Source organism: Bradyrhizobium sp. ma5 (assembly GCF_042258955.1).
In the GTDB taxonomy this organism is placed as follows: domain Bacteria; phylum Pseudomonadota; class Alphaproteobacteria; order Rhizobiales; family Xanthobacteraceae; genus Bradyrhizobium.
The window spans coordinates 1,458,723-1,476,020 of the sequence record NZ_CP170156.1 but is presented as its reverse complement, the minus strand read 5'-3'; the positions used below and the strand labels follow the sequence as shown (position 1 = coordinate 1,476,020).

19 protein-coding genes are annotated in these 17,298 nt (G+C 65.1%); 5 read left to right on the top strand and 14 right to left on the bottom strand.

Features of this window, described 5'->3' with window-relative positions:
• Positions 1 to 7: 7 nt before the first annotated feature.
• From ACE103_RS06860 to ACE103_RS06850, 3 genes are all read right to left on the bottom strand, one after another.
• A complete protein-coding gene (locus ACE103_RS06860; protein ID WP_375778813.1) occupies positions 8 to 1,267 on the bottom strand; it encodes an MFS transporter in 1,260 nt (419 codons plus the stop codon).
• A 290-nt stretch (positions 1,268 to 1,557) separates the two neighbouring features.
• Positions 1,558 to 2,904 carry a phosphoglucosamine mutase gene (gene glmM / locus ACE103_RS06855; protein WP_223969726.1) on the bottom strand — a complete coding sequence of 449 codons (1,347 nt, stop codon included), beginning with the start codon at positions 2,902 to 2,904 and terminating at the stop codon, positions 1,558 to 1,560.
• Between the two features lie 217 nt (positions 2,905 to 3,121).
• A complete protein-coding gene (locus ACE103_RS06850; RefSeq protein WP_173640907.1) occupies positions 3,122 to 3,295 on the bottom strand; it encodes a hypothetical protein in 174 nt (57 codons plus the stop codon).
• Between the two features lie 123 nt (positions 3,296 to 3,418).
• On the opposite strand from ACE103_RS06850, the gene ACE103_RS06845 reads away from it, so the two are divergent.
• Positions 3,419 to 4,555, top strand: a complete 1,137-nt coding sequence (locus tag ACE103_RS06845; RefSeq protein WP_375778812.1) for an L-lactate dehydrogenase — start codon at positions 3,419 to 3,421, stop codon at positions 4,553 to 4,555.
• 169 nt (positions 4,556 to 4,724) lie between these two features.
• Here the strand turns inward: ACE103_RS06845 and ACE103_RS06840 are convergent, their stop codons facing one another.
• The 7 genes from ACE103_RS06840 to ACE103_RS06810 form a co-directional block, all read right to left on the bottom strand.
• Entirely contained in the window at positions 4,725 to 5,333 is a 609-nt protein-coding gene (locus ACE103_RS06840; RefSeq protein ID WP_223969728.1) for a hypothetical protein, read from the bottom strand.
• A 355-nt stretch (positions 5,334 to 5,688) separates the two neighbouring features.
• Positions 5,689 to 6,267 carry a hypothetical protein gene (locus ACE103_RS06835; RefSeq protein WP_375781027.1) on the bottom strand — a complete coding sequence of 193 codons (579 nt, stop codon included), beginning with the start codon at positions 6,265 to 6,267 and terminating at the stop codon, positions 5,689 to 5,691.
• Between the two features lie 115 nt (positions 6,268 to 6,382).
• Complete coding sequence (locus ACE103_RS06830) at positions 6,383 to 7,261, bottom strand: shikimate dehydrogenase (RefSeq protein ID WP_375778811.1); 879 nt, start codon at positions 7,259 to 7,261, stop codon at positions 6,383 to 6,385.
• A 31-nt stretch (positions 7,262 to 7,292) separates the two neighbouring features.
• The gene (locus ACE103_RS06825) at positions 7,293 to 7,934 is read right to left on the bottom strand and encodes a YoaK family protein (RefSeq protein WP_375778810.1); all 642 of its coding nucleotides are present in this window, start codon (positions 7,932 to 7,934) and stop codon (positions 7,293 to 7,295) included.
• 95 nt (positions 7,935 to 8,029) lie between these two features.
• Positions 8,030 to 10,078: an elongation factor G gene (locus tag ACE103_RS06820; RefSeq protein ID WP_375778809.1), complete on the bottom strand. Its 2,049-nt coding sequence runs from the start codon at positions 10,076 to 10,078 to the stop codon at positions 8,030 to 8,032.
• Positions 10,079 to 10,248: 170 nt separating this feature from the next.
• A complete protein-coding gene (locus ACE103_RS06815) occupies positions 10,249 to 11,154 on the bottom strand; it encodes a LysR substrate-binding domain-containing protein (protein WP_375778808.1) in 906 nt (301 codons plus the stop codon).
• A 52-nt stretch (positions 11,155 to 11,206) separates the two neighbouring features.
• Entirely contained in the window at positions 11,207 to 11,407 is a 201-nt protein-coding gene (locus tag ACE103_RS06810; protein WP_375781319.1) for a hypothetical protein, read from the bottom strand.
• Between the two features lie 36 nt (positions 11,408 to 11,443).
• On the opposite strand from ACE103_RS06810, the gene ACE103_RS06805 reads away from it, so the two are divergent.
• The gene (locus ACE103_RS06805) at positions 11,444 to 12,043 is read left to right on the top strand and encodes an alpha/beta fold hydrolase (RefSeq protein ID WP_375781026.1); all 600 of its coding nucleotides are present in this window, start codon (positions 11,444 to 11,446) and stop codon (positions 12,041 to 12,043) included.
• Between the two features lie 165 nt (positions 12,044 to 12,208).
• On the opposite strand, the gene ACE103_RS06800 is transcribed toward ACE103_RS06805, so the two are convergent.
• The 3 genes from ACE103_RS06800 to ACE103_RS06790 all read right to left on the bottom strand — a co-directional run bounded on the left by ACE103_RS06800 (position 12,209) and on the right by ACE103_RS06790 (position 14,929).
• On the bottom strand, positions 12,209 to 12,691 hold the full coding sequence (locus ACE103_RS06800; protein WP_092117416.1) for a DUF992 domain-containing protein: 483 nt from the start codon (positions 12,689 to 12,691) through the stop codon (positions 12,209 to 12,211).
• Between the two features lie 254 nt (positions 12,692 to 12,945).
• A complete protein-coding gene (locus ACE103_RS06795) occupies positions 12,946 to 13,470 on the bottom strand; it encodes a DUF992 domain-containing protein (RefSeq protein ID WP_223969737.1) in 525 nt (174 codons plus the stop codon).
• Between the two features lie 256 nt (positions 13,471 to 13,726).
• On the bottom strand, positions 13,727 to 14,929 hold the full coding sequence (locus tag ACE103_RS06790; RefSeq protein WP_375778807.1) for a pyridoxal phosphate-dependent aminotransferase: 1,203 nt from the start codon (positions 14,927 to 14,929) through the stop codon (positions 13,727 to 13,729).
• Positions 14,930 to 15,570: 641 nt separating this feature from the next.
• Between ACE103_RS06790 and ACE103_RS06785 the strand changes: the two genes are divergently transcribed.
• From ACE103_RS06785 to ACE103_RS06775, 3 genes are all read left to right on the top strand, one after another.
• On the top strand, positions 15,571 to 16,224 hold the full coding sequence (locus ACE103_RS06785) for a glutathione S-transferase family protein (protein ID WP_223969739.1): 654 nt from the start codon (positions 15,571 to 15,573) through the stop codon (positions 16,222 to 16,224).
• A gap of 166 nt (positions 16,225 to 16,390) precedes the next feature.
• Complete coding sequence (locus ACE103_RS06780) at positions 16,391 to 16,567, top strand: hypothetical protein (RefSeq protein WP_223969740.1); 177 nt, start codon at positions 16,391 to 16,393, stop codon at positions 16,565 to 16,567.
• Positions 16,568 to 16,628: 61 nt separating this feature from the next.
• The gene (locus ACE103_RS06775) at positions 16,629 to 16,784 is read left to right on the top strand and encodes a hypothetical protein (RefSeq protein ID WP_375778806.1); all 156 of its coding nucleotides are present in this window, start codon (positions 16,629 to 16,631) and stop codon (positions 16,782 to 16,784) included.
• A gap of 73 nt (positions 16,785 to 16,857) precedes the next feature.
• On the opposite strand, the gene ACE103_RS06770 is transcribed toward ACE103_RS06775, so the two are convergent.
• Positions 16,858 to 17,211: a DMT family protein gene (locus tag ACE103_RS06770; protein WP_207835159.1), complete on the bottom strand. Its 354-nt coding sequence runs from the start codon at positions 17,209 to 17,211 to the stop codon at positions 16,858 to 16,860.
• Positions 17,212 to 17,298: the final 87 nt, after the last annotated feature.

The window sequence follows — 17,298 nt, the reverse complement described above, 5'->3', positions numbered from 1 at the left end:
CGGACGTTCAGCGAACGGCCTTCGGCATCTTCGGCAGGAACACCGCGAGCAGGCCGATCGCCGGCAGGAATGAGCACAGCTGATAGACAAAGGCGATCGAGGTGTGGTCCGCAAGCTGGCCAAGCACCGCGGCGCCGAGACCGCCGATGCCGAACGCGACGCCGAAGAACACGCCGGAGATCATGCCGAAGCGATGCGGCATCAATTCCTGCGCGAACACGATGATCGCCGACGTCGCCGACGAGATGATCAGGCCGATCACGACCGTCAGCACGGCGCTTGCGAACAGGCCGGCATAGGGCAGCGCCAGCGTGAACGGCAGCGCGCCGAGGATCGAGAACCAGATCACGTATTTGCGGCCGAAGCGGTCGCCGAGCGGTCCGCCGATGAACGCGCCGGCGGCGTTCGCCGCGAGGAAGATGAACAGATAAAGCTGCGCCGCCTGCGTCGAGACGCCGAACCGGTCCATCAGATAGAAGATGTAATAGCTCGACAGGCTCGAGACATAGAGCTGCTTGGAGAACAGCAGCGCGACCAGCACGATGAGCGCGGTCATCACGCGCCGCCGATCCGGATGGTCCGGATGTCGCTCGATGGTCACCGCCTTCTTGCCTGCGATCTGCGGCTTGTACCAAACGCCGATGCGCCAGAGGATCACGATGGCAAGGAACGCGATCGAGGAGAACCAGGCGATCGAGGGCTGACCGAACGGCACCACGATCAAGGCGGCGAGTACCGGTCCCATCGAGGTGCCGAAACTTCCGCCGAGCTGGAACACCGATTGCGCGAAACCGTAACGCCCGCCCGAAGCCAGCCGCGCGATGCGCGAGGATTCCGGGTGGAACACCGCGGAGCCAAGACCGACCAGCGACGCCGCGATCAGGATCATTCCATAGGAGTGCGCGACGCTGAGCAACAGCAGCCCGAAGAAGGTGAAGCCCATGCCCGTCGCAAGCGAGAACGGCTGCGCCTTCTTGTCGGTGAAATGCCCGACCAGCGGCTGCAGCAGCGACGCGGTGAACTGGAACGCCAGCGTGATCATGCCGATCTGCGCGAAGTCGAGCGCGTAATTGTCCTTCAGGATCGGATAGACCGAGGCGATCAGCGACTGCATCGTGTCATTGAGGAAATGCGAGAAGCTGATGCCGGCAAGCACGACATAGGCCGGCCCCGCAGCGGCGGCCGCTTTCGCGGCCTGCGCGACGGTCAACTCCGGCACCGGCACCGGTTCGCCCAGTGCCTGCTCGCTTACGACGGGCTTGTTCAATGCAGCATTCCCGGCAAGATTCGCAAAACTACCTCCGTGTCGTACGACGCGGAGGTGAAACGGACCAGTTGCGCTGGACGATGGCAGCGATGCGTGATGTGGCCGACGCGCGAACTCTCTCGCCGTCATCCTGAGGAGCGGCCTCTTGGGCCGCGTCTCGAAGGATGAATCGGCCACCAGCCGGGCCGTGCACCCTTCGAGACGCGCGCAAGAGCGCGCTCCTCCAGCGACAAAGGCGAAGCCTTTGCGCGAGGGGATGACGGGTCACTGGCTGATGCGGCCGGAAGGGCTTACGCCGCCGCGGCGTGGCCGAGTGCGCTGACGATGTTGTCGACGACCTCTTCCACCAGGATGCGATCGTCACCCTCGCCCATCACGCGGATCACCGGCTCGGTGCCGGAGGGGCGGATCAGCAAACGGCCATGGCCGTTGAGGCGCTTCTCGCCGTCGGTGATCGCGGACTTGACCTCGGCGTCGTCGAGCGGCTTGCCGCTGCGATACCGCACGTTCTTCAGGATCTGCGGCAAAGGATCGAAACGCCGGCAGATCTCCGACACCGGGCGGCGCAGCTTCTGCACCACGGCCAGCACCTGCAACGCAGCGACGAAGCCGTCGCCGGTGGTCGAATAGTCCGACATGATGATATGGCCGGACGGCTCGCCGCCGAGATTGTAGCCGCCGCTCAGCATCTGCTCGAGCACATAGCGGTCGCCGACCGGGGTGCGGACCATCGAAAGCCCGAGGCCCTGCAGGAAGCGCTCCAGTCCGAGATTGGACATCACGGTCGTGACGATGCCGGGCTTGGCGAGACGCCCCTCTTCCTTCCAGCTCTGCGCGATCACCGCGAGCAGCTGGTCGCCGTCGACGATGTGACCGCGCTCGTCGACCAGGATGACGCGATCGGCGTCGCCATCGAGCGCGATGCCGATGTCGGCGCGCATCTCGCGCACCTTCCGCGACAGCGCCTCCGGCGAGGTCGAGCCGCATTCCTTGTTGATGTTGAAGCCGTCGGGTTCGACCCCGATCGGCACCACATCGGCGCCGAGTTCCCACAGCGCTTCCGGCACCACCTTGTAGGCGGCGCCATTGGCGCAATCGACCACCACGCGCAGGCCGTCGAGCGAGAGGTCGCGCGGCAGGGTGCGCTTGGCGAATTCGATGTAGCGGTCATGGACGCCGTCGATGCGGCGGGCGCGGCCGAGGCTCGCACTCTGCGCCAGGCGGCGGTCAAGCGATTCGTCGAGCAGCTGCTCGATCTGCTTCTCGACATCGTCGGAGAGCTTGAAGCCCTGCGGGCCGAACAGCTTGATGCCGTTGTCCTCGAAGAGATTATGCGACGCCGAGATCATGACGCCGAGATCGGCGCGCATCGACTTGGTCAGCATCGCGATCGCCGGCGTTGGCATCGGACCGACCAGCAGCACGTCCATGCCGACCGAGGTGAAGCCTGCGACCATGGCGTATTCGATCATGTAGCCGGACAGCCGCGTGTCCTTGCCGATCACGACGCGATGGCGATGGTCGCCACGCTGAAACACCAACCCTGCGGCCTGCCCCACCTTGAGCGCGAGCTCCGGCGTGATCAGCCCATTGGCGCGGCCCCGAATTCCATCGGTCCCGAAATATTTGCGGCTCATGATACCCCCAACACGGACCTCTCGAACCACCCGGCGAGAGAGTCCTGAACGCCTACCAGTGTAGCGTGCATCGGCCTTATAGACTGCCAGGCGCTAAAACGACTTCAAAAAATATGATGAATCATTACCGTGGCCGAACCGCGTTTTTCAGCATTAACGCGCTGAAAAATATAACATTATCGCCCTTCAGGCAATCCCCGGGAACGAGCGCTGTCCCCTACCTCTTGCCGCCTCGCTTGACGTGCTGGTCGCCCTTGCTGGGGGCCGGCTGGGTGACATTGACCGGGTCGGAACCGGGAAACGTCTCCTCCAGGCCCTCTTCCAGGGCCTCGTCGAGCCGGCGCTTTTCGGCATTGTCGTCTGGCTTCGGCTTGGAGCCTGATTGCGTCATCGTGCTCTCCTGTCCGTCTTCAGATTTGGCGGGCCTTCCAACCATGCTAGATGACGGCAAGACCGAACACCCGCAAGACGTCTGCATCGAACTTGCGACCGAGAAGAAGGGCCGGGAACGTCCATGAAGCACATTACCTGCATTGAAGATCTGCGCCAGCTGCACAAGCGCAGGGTGCCGAAGGCGTTTTTCGATTATGCGGACCGCGGCTCCTACACCGAGGATACGCTGCGCGCCAACTCCGAGGACCTGCAGCAGATCAAGTTCCGCCAGCGCATCCTGGTCGATGTGTCCAAGCGCAGCCTGGCGACCACGATCCTGGGTGAGCCCTCGGCGATGCCGCTGATCCTGGCGCCGGTCGGCCTGCTTGGCATGCAGCATGGTGACGGCGAGATCCACGCCTGCCGCGCGGCGCAGGCGGCCGGCATCCCGTTCACCCAGAGCACGATGTCGATCTGCTCGATCGAGGATATCGCGGCCGCCGTCGACAAGCCGTTCTGGTTCCAGCTCTACGTCATGAAGGACCGCGGCTTCATCAAGTCGCTGATAGAGCGCGCGATCGCGGCGAAATGCTCGGCGCTGGTGCTGACCGTCGACCTGCAAGTGATCGGCCAGCGCCACCAGGACATCAAGAACGGCATGACCGTGCCGCCGGAATGGTCGCTATCGAAACTGATCGACTTCGCGAGCAAGCCGTCATGGGTCGCCGGCGTGTTGCGCGGCAAGCGCCGCAGCTTCGGCAACATCGTCGGTCACGTCAAAGGCACCGAGGATCTGACCAAGCTGTCGGAATGGACCGCCTCGCAGTTCGATACCACGCTGAACTGGAAGGACATCGACTGGATCCGCAGCATCTGGCCGGGCAAGCTGATCCTTAAAGGGATTCTTGATGTCGAGGACGCCGAGCTCGCCGCCAAGACCGGCGCGCAGGCAATCGTGGTGTCCAACCATGGCGGCCGCCAGCTCGACGGCGCTCCGTCCTCGATCGAGGTGCTGCCGGAGATCGTCGACGAGGTCGGCTCGAAGCTCGAGATCATGTTCGACGGCGGCATCCGCACCGGCATGGACATCATGCGCGCGCTCGCGCTCGGCGCGAAGTCCTGCATGATCGGCCGCGCCTATGCCTACGGCCTCGGCGCCGGCGGCGAGGCCGGCGTCGCCAAGGCGCTCGACATCCTGGGCAAGGAGCTCACCACCACGATGGGGCTGTGCGGCGTCAACACCATCGCCGAGATCGACGACAAGGTGCTGGCCGTTTAGGGCGCAGCCACGTACTCCCTCGTCGTCCCGGGCAAGCGAAGCGCGACCTATCGTAGCCCGTCATTCCGGGATGGTCCGAAGGACCAGACCCGGAATCTCGAGATCCCCCGATGCGCAATTGCGCATCTGAGGTTCGATGCTTCGCATCGCCCCGGGATGACGCTTCGCGTCACATCGGCGGCGCGATGCCGTCGCGGCCGACATTGACGCGGTTGGCTTCCAGCGTGCCGTCGTCCTTCTTCACCGCGCCGAAGATGATGATCTTGGCGCCCGGCTTCAGCTCCGACTTGTCGCCGGAGACGAAGGTGACGACCGGGGTGTCCGGCGGCACCACGACCTTCTTCTCACCGTCCTTGTACTTCACCAGGATATTCTGGCCGTCGGTGCCCTTCACGGTCTCAGCGACGGTGGCGTTGGTCATGGTCGAGTTGGCGCGCAGATCCCAGGGTCGGAAGCCTTCGGCGGCGCCGCGCTGGTTTTCCGGGAAGATGTGAACCGCGATCGCCTTCTGGGTTCCGTCCGGCTCGGGCATCGCGGTGACGCCGATATAGGAACCGGCCTTGATCTCAGACAGATCGGTCTTGGCGACGCCGAACACCGCGACGTTGTCGGTGGTACGCACCTTCATGTCGGCGCCGTCGCGCGACTTGATCGACAGCATCGCGCCGTCGACTGCCTCGATGGTGCCGCGGATGCGGACCATCGGCGGCTGCTGGGCGGATGCGGCCGAAGTGAAGGCAACGAGAAGCAATGCGGCGAACAGCGTCGATTTCGGCATGGTGTTCCTCATGGGTTTGGCTGGCGAATCAGGGAACACCGGGGAGTTGCAGGTATTCCGTGTGGCTACCTCCCCTTCGCGGGAAAGTGGCGCGCACGACAACTACGGGCCGGATGAGGATGCCGTTACTGCGGTAACGGACAGGTGATATGCTTGAGCGCTCCACGGCCCGTGGCCCGAATAGTCTTCGTCGTCCCGGGCAAGCGAAGCGCGACCCATAACCACGACCCTGCGAGATTCGGCACGCTGTGGCCCCGGCTCTTCTCAACAAATATGAACGGTGGTTATGGGCCCCGGCTCCCGTGCGCAATTGCGCACTAGGCCGGGACGACACGTTGAGAGGCTGCCGTTCGCCTCACATCGGTGGTGTGAGCCCGTCGCGGCCGACGCTGACGCGGTCGGTCTCAAGCGAACCGTCGGGCAGCTTCTTCATGAAGGCGATGACCTTGGCGCCGGCCTTCAGGTCCGCCTTGTCGCCGGGAACATAGGTCACGACGGGGGTCTCGGGCGTGACCTGCACCTTCTTCTCGCCGTCCTTGTACTTGACCAGCAACGTATGACCATCATTGCCGACGACGGATTCCGCGACGGTGGCGTTGGTCATGCTGCTGTTCGGCTTCAGATCATACGGCCGAGAACCTTCGCCGGTGCCGCGCATGTTTTCGGGGAAGACATGCACCTCGACCGCCTTCGGCACGCCGTCGGGCCCCGGCACCGTGGTCGTACCGATGAAGGAACCGACCTTGATGTCGGCCAGGCCGATCTTGGTGAGGCCGAGCACCACCATATTGCCCGCCATGTGCAGCTTGACGTCCTCGCCGCTGCGCGACTTCACCGCGAGCGTATCGCCATCGACGCTCTCGACGGTTCCACGCACGCGCGTCGGCGTCGGCGGCTGCTGCGCAAGCGCGTAGAGCGTGGATGCCGTCACCATCGCAAGCGCAATGAACGGACGAATGAAATGGGAACGGCTGGCAGGCATGGGGATCTCCGGGAGGGAACGCGGGGGACTAACACGAGACACCGTTCCGGAGACGCTATTCCAGGCCTCAAGTCTTTGTGAGATCGGCTTCGACAAGCGCGCGCAATTCGGCCGTGACGTGCGGGCGCTGCCCGAACCACAATTCGAAACCGCGCACCGCCTGGTGTAGCAGCATGCCGAGCCCGTCCGCGGTCTTCAGGCCACGCGCCTCGGCTGCGGCGAGCAACGGCGTCACCAGCGGCACATAGACAATATCGGAAACAACCGCATTTTGCGGCAGCAACCGCACATCGACCTCGAGCGCGGGCTGGCCATGCTGGCCGAGCGACGTGGCGTTCACCAGCAGCCCTGCGCGCGGCAGCAGCTCGCCGACCGTGTCCCACGTCGCGGGATGAACGCGTGCGCCGAACTGGTCGGCCAGCGCACGGGCTCGGTCGATGGTGCGGTTGACCACATGCACGCGCGCAATCCCGCGCTCGATCAGCCCGAACACCACCGCACGCGACGCGCCGCCGGCGCCCAGCACCAGCACGTCCTCCGTCTTGTCCCAGCCAGGCGCGCAGGCGTCGAGATTGTTGATGAAGCCTTCGACATCGGTGTTGGTCGAGCGCAGCTCGCCATCGGCGAACCACAGCGTGTTGGCGGCGCCGACGGCGCGGGCGCGCGCATCCGGCGTCGACAGCGCCAGCGCATGCTCCTTGTGCGGAATGGTGACGTTGGCCCCGACGAAGCCGCGCAGCGACAGGCGGAACAGGAAATCCTTGAAATCCTCCGGCGGCACCGCCTCGATCACGTAGCCGCCCTCGATGCCGAGCGTGCGAAGCCAGTAATGATGGATCAGTGGCGAGCGGGAATGCGCCGCCGGCCAGCCGATCAGGCACGCGGCGCGGGTTTTGCCTTGAGCGCTGCCTTGGGTGTTACCGTGAGTGTCGCCTTGGGATGTCATGGCTGTGACATTGGCCAAGGCAGGCGCGCTGTCAATCCGCCCGCTTCGCGGTTGCGGCAACCAGCGCGCTAAGGGCGAACGCGGTGGCCGCGGCAAACCAGATCGCACCGAGATTGATCCAGCGGTAGGCCAATGCGCCGCCGAGCGCGCCCGCAACCAGCGCCGCCCACAGCAATACGTTGGGCAGCCAGGCCCAGGGCGCACCACCGGTCAGCGCGGCGGCGATCAGCTGCCCCGCCTTGACCAGCGCGCCCGTGACATAGGTCAGCCCAAGCCCGGCCCCGCCTTCGAGCTGGAACACGGCGTTCTCGAGCCCCATCGCCAGCACGATGGCGGCGACCGCCGCATTCGGCAGGCCGTACCCATAGGCCAAGGCCGCCGATGTCAGCAGCAGTGCCTCGACCAGCAGGATCAGCGGCTGGCGATGCGCGATGCGGCTGAGCACGACCAGGCTGCCGGCCGCAGCACCGGCGACGAACAGCACGATCAGCTCGAGGGCTTCCAGGGCATGCTGCCAGTGCCCCTCCGCCAAGGTCACGCCGAGCCGCGTCGAGTTGCCGCTCATGAAAGACACGAACAGCCCACCGAGATGCAGATAGCCGATGCCGTCGACATAGCCGGCCAGCGCGCTGAGCGCGCAGGCCAGCGCCAGGTTACGGCGGGATTCAAGCATGATGTCGTTGCGTCCCCATCAGGGACACAAGCTAGCGGCCTCCGGCCATCCTGCCAACGATCACGCCCGCGCGGGGCGTGATCGCAGCAGCAGTCTCACGCCGCGTCGCGATGCGCGGCGATGATCTGGTCGGCGGCGCGGCCGGTCACTTCGGCCATGCGATCGAACTGGCGGGTGAAGGTGCCAGCGCCGGCGGTGGCGGAGCGCAGCTCGACGATGAGGTCGCCGATCTCGGATTCCGGCATCGTGGCGCGGACGCAGTCCCAGCCGCTCCAGCCCTCGCGGGTGTCGAAGCCGAGGATCTGGCCGCGCCGCGCCGACAGGATCGCGTTGACCTTGGCGGTCGCCTCGGTCGGGCAGACGATCTCCACCATATGGATCGGCTCCAGCAGCACCGGCTGGCACTGCGGCAGCGCCTCGCTGACGCCGGCCCGCGCCGCGGTACGGAACGCCAGGTCGGAGGAGTCGACGCTGTGATAGGAGCCGTCGGTCAGCGTGACGTCGACATCGATCACGGGGAAGCCGAGCGGCCCGCGGACCAGCGCATCGACCACGCCCTCCTCCACCGCGCCGATATAGTTGCGCGGCACCGCGCCGCCGACCACCTTCTCGTGGAATTCGAAGCCAGATCCGCGCGGCTTCGGCTTGATGTCGAGCACGACGTCGCCGAACTGACCGTGGCCGCCGGACTGCTTCTTGTGCCGTCCGCGCTGGGTCACCGCCTTGCGAATGGTCTCCTGATAGCCGATCGCCGGCGGATGCGATTTGACGTTGACGCCGTAGCGGTCCTTCAGCCGCTCCTGCGCGACGCGCAGATGCATCTCGCCCTGCCCCCACAGCACGGTGTCGTGGGTGCGCGGGTTCTGGATCATCGTCAGCGACGGATCCTCCTCGTTCAGCCGCAGCAGCGCCTGGCCGAGCTTGACGTCGTCCTTGCGGTCGGTCGCGGCGATCGAGATCGACAGCACCGCCGCGACGGGCTCGACCTTGACCAGCGAGGCCGGAGCCGTCTTGCCGCTCGACACCGTATCGCCGGTCTTGATCGCATCGAGCTTGCCGAGCGCGACCGCGTCGCCGGCCTCCGCCTGCGGCCGCTTGCTGTCATGCGTGCCCGAGACCGCGAGGATGCCGGAGACGCGTCCGCTCTCGCCGCTTGAGGATTGCAGCGTCGCGCCGTCGTCGAGCCGGCCTGCGAGCATGCGCGCCAGCGACAGCTTGCCGCCGTGCTGCAGATGCACGGTCTTGAACACATAGGCCAGCGCATCCTTCTGGTCCTTGATGCCGAGCCGCTTGGCAGTCTCGGTGACGCCGGGCGCCTCGTGGCGCAGCGCCTTCAACAGGCGGAGCACACCATTCTCGCGGCTCGCCGCACCAAGCAGCACCGGACAGATCAGCCCTTCGCGCAGTTCGCGCGCGAGATCGTCGAACACGGCATCGCGCGGCGGCTGGATATCCTCCAGCAATTGCTCCATCAGCGCATCGTCGTGATCGGCGAGCTTCTCCAGCATCGAGAAGCGCGCTTCCTTCTCGCGATCAAGATTGCCGCCCTCGAGCGCCATCACCTCCGACGGCTTGTGCTCGCGATAGACGAAGGCGCGCTCCAGCGCGAGATCGACGAAGCCTTCGATCAGATCGCCGTTCCAGATCGGGATCTGGCGCAGCACCAGCGGTACGCGTGACGCCGGCTGCAGCGTCGCAAGCGTCTCGCGGACGCGCTTGTTGGCGCGGTCGATCTTGTTCAGGAACAGAAAACGGGGAATCCCGAGCTCCTCGAGCTCGCGCAGGATGATCTGCAGCTGCGGCAGCTTCTTCTCGTCAGCCTCGCAGACCACGACCGCGGCATCGACCGCCGGCAACGCGGCACGCATGTCGTGCGCGAACTCGATCGAGCCGGGACAATCGATAAAGGTGTAGCTGTCCCCCATAAAGGTGGTGGTCGCGGCGGTCAGGCCTACGCCCATCTTGTGTTGACGTGCCTCGGGGCTGGCATCGCCGACGGAGGTTCCGGCATCGACGCTGCCGGCTGTCTTGATGGCGCCAGTGCGCGCCAGGATCGCTTCCAGAAGTGTGGTTTTACCGCTTTGGAAAGGGCCCACCAATGCGATGCACCGTGGACCTCGGGGACTTCTGACGTCTTGTCCCATTGCCGCCTCCTCGTGTTGGAGCTCGGCCCATGATTGGGTCGGCGACCGTTTATGCTCTGCCTGCGTTTGACATTTGGCAAGCGGGAAAACGTCGCTGCGGTGCGGCGTCGCGGGAGTTTGCGCTGGCGGAGTTGCGCGTCGTGGTTCGCCGGACGCGTGCGTCCGATGCGTCAGTTCCTTAACGGCGTGATCTCGCGCCAGCGTTGCGCGATGTCGAGTAGGCGCTGCACGGCAGGCGACACATCTTCCTCGCGCCACGCAATCGTGAGCGGAGCCGTCACAACAGGCGCGGCAAGCGAAACGTACGCCACGCCGCGACCGGTCTGCGCGCGCGCCGCGGCTTCAGGCACGAGCGACACGCCGACACCGGCGGCGACCAGGCCGATCGCGGTTTGCAGATGCAAAACTTCCTGCGCGAGCCGCGGCGTGAAGCCGGCGGCCTGGCATGCCGCGACGATCAGGCCGGTGACCGAAGGCTCCGGCTGCGCCGGATACAGCACGAAAGCATCGTCGGACAGTTCGGCGAGCGCAATGTCGCCGCGCGCCGCGAGGGGATGCGCGCGCGGCAGCGCCGCGACATAGGGCTCATCGAGGATCAGGCGCTGCGCGAGACCCGCTTCGGGCAACAGCGCCGGGCGTGCGAAGCCGACGTCGATCCGGCGCCGCCGCAGCGCCTCGGCAATCTCCGCCGCCAGCATCTCGTCGAGCACGAGTTCGACGTCGGGACAGGCATCGCGATAGGCGCCGATGATATCGGGCAGGCCGGCAAACATGGCGGAGCCGACGAATCCGATCGCGAGCCTGCCGGCCTGGCCGCGCCCGACACGCCGCGTGTCGGCAACCGCGCTCTCGAAATTGGTGAGCAGCACGCGTGCGCGCGCCAGAAACAGCTCGCCGGCCTCGGTAAGCCTGATCGGACGGCTATTCCGCTGCAGCAGCGTGATGCCGAGCTCGTCCTCGAGCTGACGGATCTGCTGGCTGAGCGGCGGCTGCGCGATGTGCAGCCGCTCGGCCGCACGGGTGAAATTCAATTCCTCGCCGAGCGCCACGAAATATCTGAGGTGTCGCAATTCCATGCCGGCGATATAGCACGGCGGCCGGCGCTTGCAGCCATACGCAATAGCTCTGCTAGCGTATCGAACGAGTATTGGACCGGACGCGCGAACGCGGACAGCCTGCGGCAAACCACAGGAGGTCGCCATGACGGCACTGGAAAAAGCCTTCGCGGATGCAGCCGCGGCCGGCATCACGCAGCAGAAGATCGAGATCGGCGGCCTGTCCGTCAACGTCGCGCGCTTCGGCAAAGGCCCGCCGCTGCTGCTGCTTCACGGCTGGCCGGAGTTCTGGCTGGTGTGGCGTCCGCTGATGCTGCGGCTCGGCGACAGTTTTGAACTGATCGCGCCGGACCTACGCGGCTGCGGCGACACCGGCAAGCCGGCGCCGGGACCTGACCCGTCCGCCACTGCGGATCGGCATGCGCTGGATATGTTCGCGCTCATGGACGCGCTCGGTCATATCAGCTTCGGCGTGATCGGCGGCGATCTCGGTGCCTATGTCATGCAGGCGATGTCGCATCGTCAGCCGCGGCGGCTGCGAGGGACGCTCTATCTTTGCACACCCTATCCGGGCCTCGGCCAGCGCTACGGCGAGCCCCGGCCACCTGATCGAGGTCTGGTATCAATACTTCCAGCAGCTGCCATGGGCCGCGCAACTGGTCGGAAGCTCGCGCGAGTCATGCCGGCTCTACTTCCGCCATTTCCTCGACCATTGGTCGGGCGACGATCCCGCCGTGTTCGGCGACCTGTTAGAGGCCTATGTCGACAACTTCATGAAGCCGGGCAACATCCAGGGCGGCTTCGACTGGTATCTCTCGTCCGCGCTCAATCGCCGGCTCTGGCTGGAAGGCAGACTGCCGACGCAGCCGCGCATCGAAATCCCCTCGCGCTTTCTCTGGGGCCGCCGTGATCCGTTGATCGCGCCGGAATGGTCGGACCGGCTGGGGGATTACTGGCGCGAACCTTCGATCAGGTTCGTCGACACCGGGCATTATGTTCACGCCGAGGCGCCCGGGATCGTTGCCGAAGAAGCCCGCGGCTTCTTCGGCGGATTGCGGACCGGTGCACGAGCGCTTTAACGGCCGGGACGCAGCTCCAGGCTCTCAAGGCCGGCGGCGATGTTGACGCCGACCTGGCCCTGCACGCTGAGCGGCTGCAGGGCGATCGTGTTGTCGGAGCCACCGACCAGCACGTTGCCGCCGACGCCGACGCCGAGCGTCGCACTGCCCTGCGCGCCGGCGTAGTTGCCGGAGAGCGCACCCGGCCCGAGCCGCTCCACCGGTGCGTAGACGCCCCAGGCCAGCGCCGATTCCTGGGTGATGCCGAGATCGATGCCGACCTTCTGGATGGTCGCGATGTAGCGATCCTCAGGCAGGCCGTTGGCGCGCAGCACGCAACCGAGATGGGTCACGGAGCCGACGATGAAGCCGACACTCGCGCCACCGCGACATTCCAGGACGCCGACCTGAACGCGCTGGCTCGGCTGTTGGGCGTTGGCGCCAACGATTGCGGTCAGCGTGGCGATGGCGGCACCGGCAAGGAGAGTGAAGCGACGCATGGTGGAGAGTCTCCGGCTGAAGGGCATGACGCGAGCAGAGAACAGAACGGCGCCGTGTCTACGGCGCCTTGCGCATCCTATGCCACAACATCGGATGTACAGCCAGAATTTGCGGTGCTCGACCACCAATTGTTACGGGATGTGGCGGTGTTGCTAGGTCTTTCGGGCCTGCCGATCCTGGTCGGGCGACCGACAGCAGACGACAAAAAAAGAGGCCCGCTTTCGCGGGCCTCTTTGATCGAACACCGACCAGCTTAGTGGTGGTGATGATGACGGTGGTGACGATGATGACGGCGCGGACCCGCGGTGCGGACCGGCTCGAGATCGATCCCGGCGATGCCGGCCGCAACGTTGAGGCCGGTCTGGCCCTGAACGCTAATCGGCTGCAGCGCGTAGGCGTTGTTCGGGCCGCCGAACAGGAAGTTACCGCCGGCACCGAGGCCGACCGAAGCGTTGACGCCGACGCCGCCGTAGCTGCCGGCGAGCGCACCGCGCGGAACTACCGTGGTCGGCGCGCTGACGGCCCAAGCGAGCTGGGTCGTCGCGGTGACGCCGAGGTCGACGCCGATCCGCTTCACAGTCGCAACATAAGGCTCGGGACGGCGGCCGCCGCTCTGGAACACGCACTCAAGGCGGGCAACAGAGCCGACGACGAAGCCGACGTTCTCGCCGCCCTGGCATTGCAGAACCCCGGCCTGAACCTGCTGGGGTGCCGCGTTGGCGGTGGCGAACGGCGCCAGCAACGCAAGCGCTGCAAGGGTGAGAGTCGAAAGTCGCATTATCTGTCTCCGCAAGGTGAACTGAACTGAATTTGTGCGGCGGACAGAATGCAAGGGTCGTGTCCAAAACAAGGCAGTTCGCAAAGAGGCCGTAAAAACTTCCAGAGAGTGGCATCGATGTTCGCACACACACGCGTGAGATGCGCGTGATGTGATTTGACTCACCAATTTTACCGCCGCGCGATCTCGGCACACAAACAGAAACGCTCCCGCACCAGGTGCGGGAGCGTTTCTTGGTTTCTTAGTTCAGAACCAATTACCGCAGATTACCGCAGAAGCGCTGGATGCGCTTGCAGGCATCCTCGAGATCCGAGGTCTTGGTGGCGTAGGAGATGCGGAACGCCGGTCCGAGACCGAACGCCGACCCCTGCACGACCGCGACACCTTCGCTCTCGAGCAGCTCGGTGACGAACGCCTCGTCGTTGTCGATCACCTTGCCCGACGGCCCCTTCTTGCCGATCGTGCCGGCGCAAGACGGATAGACGTAGAACGCGCCTTCCGGCCGCGGGCACTCGATGCCGTTCGCCTGGTTGAGCATCGACACCACGAGGTCGCGGCGTTCCTTGAACACCTTGTTGTTCGCGGCGATGAAGTCCTGCGGACCGTTGAGCGCCTCGACCGACGCCCACTGCGCGATCGACGACGGGTTCGAGGTCGACTGCGACTGGATCGTCGCCATCGCCTTGATCAGCTGCGCCGGGCCGCCGGCATAGCCGATGCGCCAGCCGGTCATGCAGTAGGCCTTCGACACGCCGTTCACGGTCAGCGTGCGCTCGTACAGGCTCGGCTCGACCTGCGCCGCCGTGGTGAAGACGAAGTCGTCATAGACGAGGTGCTCGTACATGTCGTCGGTCATCACCCAGACATGCGGATGCTTGACCAGCACGTCGGTGATCGCCTTGAGCTCGCTCCTGGTATAGGCCGAGCCCGTCGGGTTCGACGGCGAGCACAGGATCACCCATTTGGTCTTCGGCGTGATCGCCTTCTCGAGATCTTCCGGGCGCAGCTTGAAGCCGGTCGAGGCCGGGCAAACCACCGGCACCGACTCGCCGCCGGCGAGCGCGACCATCTCGGGATAGCTGACCCAGTACGGCGCCGGGATGATTACCTCGTCGCCGGGATTGATGGTCGCCATCAGCGCATTGTAGAGCACCTGCTTGCCGCCGGTGCCGACGATGATCTGGTTCGGCTTGTAGCTCAGGCCGTTCTCGCGCGAGAACTTGTTGATGATGGCTTCCTTGAGCTCCGGAATGCCGCCGACATCAGTGTACTTGGTCTTGCCGGCCTCGATCGCGTGGATCGCAGCCAGCTTGATGTTGGCGGGCGTGTCGAAGTCAGGCTCGCCGGCGCCGAGGCCGATGACGTTGCGGCCCGCGGCTTTCAGCGCGCGTGCTTTGTCCGTGACCGCGATCGTCGCGGACGGCTTCACACGGTCGAGCGCAGCGGACAGGAAGGCCATTATCATCTCCTGGCAAACGTCGTGAGCCGTTGGGCCACGACTTGATTTGAATGGGATCGCGGCACCCTAGGCCTGTCGCCGCTGCATCGCAAGAAGCTTGGCGGCAAAGCACGAAAACTTTCCGGCATGGCTCGCAACATGCGCAATTTTCCGCAAGTTCCGGCCCCAAATGACTCATATCCGGCAAGCGCCGCTGTGGCCGCTCCAGCCTTGCCGGCGAGGCCTGCGGTCGCGTGCGCCAGCGCGAATTGCTCCGAGTACAATTGCCGCGCGGCCCATGCCTGATGGTGCCGACGGCTGGCGGTCCGTTGCAGCCACCGGTGGGCATATCGCGCGATCGGGATGGCGCGTTAACGTTTGTAAGTTGCCGCGGGCCGGCCACGGTACTGCGACATCGATGGCACCGACCGACACCGTGCACAGCGTCGCGCAGCCGTGATCCGAGTTGCTCTGCCGTGTTGATGGAATCGTTCTGCACGCGTGCAGTGCGGTAGACGTTTCGACTTTTTCCACGTTCCAGGGCTTGCGACGCACCCCTGTCGGCATCATTGTTTAGCGGCGTTGCGGTGTGACAGGCCGCGCAACTTCCAAGCGTACCGTCTCTTGCAGCCCGACTTCCTGATCGAGTGAACCACGACGCAATGTACAAGCTCTATTCGATGCAGCGCTCCGGCAACAGCTACAAGGTCCGGCTGGCGCTTGCGGTGCTGAACACGCCATACGAGGCGATCGAGATCGACATCCTGCGCGGCGAGAGCCGCACCCCGGACTTCCTGGCCAAGAATCCGAGCGGCCAGGTGCCGTTGCTCGAGGTCGCCGACGGCCGCCATCTCGCCGAGTCCAATGCGATCCTGTGGTATGTCGCGATCGGGACGCCGCTGGCGCCGGAGTCGCGGATCGAGCGCGCCGAGGCGCTGCAATGGATGTTCTTCGAGCAGCACGCGCTGGAGCCGAATATCGGCGCCGCCTATTTCTGGCTGTCGCTGGTCAAGGGCGGGCGCGACCTGCAGACGCACGCGCTGGAGGACTGGATGGAGCGCGGCTACGCGGCGCTCCAGGTGATGGAAAATCACCTCAAGGGCCACGCCTTTTTCGCGGCCGAACAATTCACGGTCGCCGACATTGCCCTCTACGGCTACACCCACGTCGCCGACCGCTGCGACTTCGACCTGGCGACCTTCCCGTCGATCCGCGCCTGGCTGAAACGGGTCGAGCAGACCCCCGGATTTGTCTCGATGGATTGGCAGCCTGGTGCCGGGGCCGAGCCCCAGGCCCGCCTTGTGGCAGGCGTTTGAATTCCGGGAATAGCGGGGAAACTGCCCAAATAACGGGCAAAACCCTCGTCGAGACCGCATTTTCGCCGTTTTCGAGGGGCCTCGCCGCCGCAATGTTGCCGGTGACGCTGGGCAGATTCGCTCGGATGTCGCGAGTGATTCGCTCGCGGCCTGAGGGATTTCGACCATGAAACGGTGGTCCGGCACGGCAGGCTTCCATGGCCGCCCTGCCCCAGTGGCATCATCCCGCCTGACGAACGCGATCGCCGCGTCGCTTGCGCTTGGCGCACTGACGCTGTGCCTCGTCGTCGCCGTGACGGTGCTGGCGAGCAACATCGGCATGGCGACATCGATCCCGGCGTAACCCAGCGATTTCCTTTTGGCACCTGATCCGCGGCAAGGCGCGGGAGAGACAGCGGCGCGACATGATGAAGACCCCCGTGGGACTTGTGACTGTGACGCTGTCGGCGGCGATCCTGCTTGCGGCTTCACTCCTGATCGTGACCGGTACGCAGGGCGAGGACCGCGGGCACCCCGCGCATGTCACGACGCCTGCCGCCAAACCGGCGCCGCACCACTAAAGCGTTTTCGAGCGAAGTGGACACCGGTTCGCGTGAAGAAAACGCGTCAAAAATAGATTCTAGCGCAAGCGCGCTAGCTCCATTTGTGGAAGATGAAGAACGCGCCGGCGGCGATGAAGGCAAAACCGAGCGCGTGATTCCAACCCAGCGGTTCCTTCAGATACAACACCGAGAAGCCGGCGAACACGACCAGCGTGATCACCTCCTGCATGGTCTTGAGCTGCGCCGCGCTGTAGACCTCGCTGCCCCAGCGATTGGCCGGCACCGCCAGCCAGTATTCGAAGAAGGCGATGCCCCAGCTCACCATGATGACGATCGGGAGCGAATGATCCTTGTACTTGAGATGGCCGTACCAGGCGAAGGTCATGAAGACGTTCGACGCAAACAGCATCAGGATCGGCAGCAGCGAAGGCGAAATGGCGGGCATCGATGTCCTCTTCAAGTAAAGCACGCGGTAACCCGCAGGCCCGGAACCGGGTTCCATCCCGATCTGCATATCATTTGATTTGAAAGC